The sequence below is a fragment of the Acidovorax sp. HMWF018 genome, assembly GCF_003061035.1.
GTDB lineage: Bacteria > Pseudomonadota > Gammaproteobacteria > Burkholderiales > Burkholderiaceae_C > Acidovorax > Acidovorax delafieldii.
This window is the reverse complement of sequence record NZ_QAIM01000145.1, coordinates 1-1332: the sequence shown is the minus strand read 5'-3', so window position 1 is coordinate 1332 and position 1332 is coordinate 1. Positions and strand designations below refer to the sequence as shown.

The window sequence follows — 1332 nt, the reverse complement described above, 5'->3', positions numbered from 1 at the left end:
ACCGCCGTCCAGTCCGCACACAGCATCGTGGTCGGTTACCAGGCCAAGGCCGCGAGTGGCGCCATGTCGGTGGAAGACGCGCAGAAGGCTGCCAAGGACGCCCTGCGCATTGCACGCTACGGCGGACCCGAGGGCAAGACCGAATATTTCTACATCTGGACCACCGAGGGCGTGGGCGTGATGCACCCCTTCAAGACCGAGTGGGACGGGCAGGACATGCTCGGCAAGGTCAAGGATGGTTCGGGCGTGGACATCATCGGCCTGCTGGTCAACGGCATGCGCAGCAGCAAGGACGGCAAGGCCTTTGTGCCCACCATGTTCGCGCGCCCCGGCCAGCAGACACCCGTGCCCAAGCTGCAGTACATCGTCAAAGTGGACGGCTGGAACTGGATGGTGGGCTCCGGGCTGTATACGGACGACGTCGATGCCATGCTGCGCCAGGCCCTGTGGTCGAGCCTTGCACTGGTGGTGGCGGTGTTTGTGGCGGTGGGGGTGATCGGCCTGCTGGTGTCGCGCTCGGTGTTGCGCCAGATTGGTGGCGAACCCACCCACGCCATTGCCATCATGTCCGAGGTGGCCGAAGGGAACCTGGATGCCCAGATCCCTGCCGCCCCACCGGGCTCCATGCTCGATGGCTTGGCACACATGGTGGCCTCGCTGCGCAAGCTGGTGACCGAGGTACGGTCGGCCACGGACAGCATTGCTACGGCGTCGGGGGAAATTGCCCAGGGCAACAACGACCTGGCCCACCGCACCGAAGACACGGCCAGCAACCTGCAAACCACCGCCAGCAGCATGGAGGAGCTGACCAGCACCGTGAAGCAGACGTCCGACTCCGCGCAGACCGCCAACCAGATGGCAACTTCAGCGGCTGCCGTGGCGGCGCGCGGAGGGGAAGTGGTGTCCCGCGTGGTATCCACCATGCAGGATATCAACGCCAGCAGCAACAAGATCAGCGACATCATCGGCGTCATCGACGGGATCGCGTTCCAGACCAACATCCTGGCGCTCAACGCCGCCGTCGAGGCAGCGCGCGCAGGTGAACAGGGTCGCGGTTTCGCGGTGGTCGCCAGCGAAGTACGCAGCCTGGCACAACGCAGCGCTGCAGCCGCCAAGGAAATCAAGACATTGATCGACGCTTCCGTGGAGAAGGTGGCATCGGGCACGCAACTGGTGGGCAATGCAGGCGCCACCATGACCGAGATCGTGGACAGCGTTCAACGCGTGACAGACATCATTGGAGAAATCCGCTCGGCCACATCGGAGCAGAGCCAGGGCATTGCCCAGGTCAACACCGCCGTGAACCAACTGGACCAGATGACCCAGCAGAAC

Annotated in this window: 1 protein-coding gene; it reads left to right on the top strand. The window is 64.2% G+C overall.

Going from position 1 to position 1332, the window contains the following annotated elements; all coding sequences use genetic code 11:
* Positions 1-1332, top strand: a 1332-nt coding sequence (locus DBR23_RS05680; protein WP_108497585.1) for a methyl-accepting chemotaxis protein, incomplete at both ends; no start/stop codon positions are given.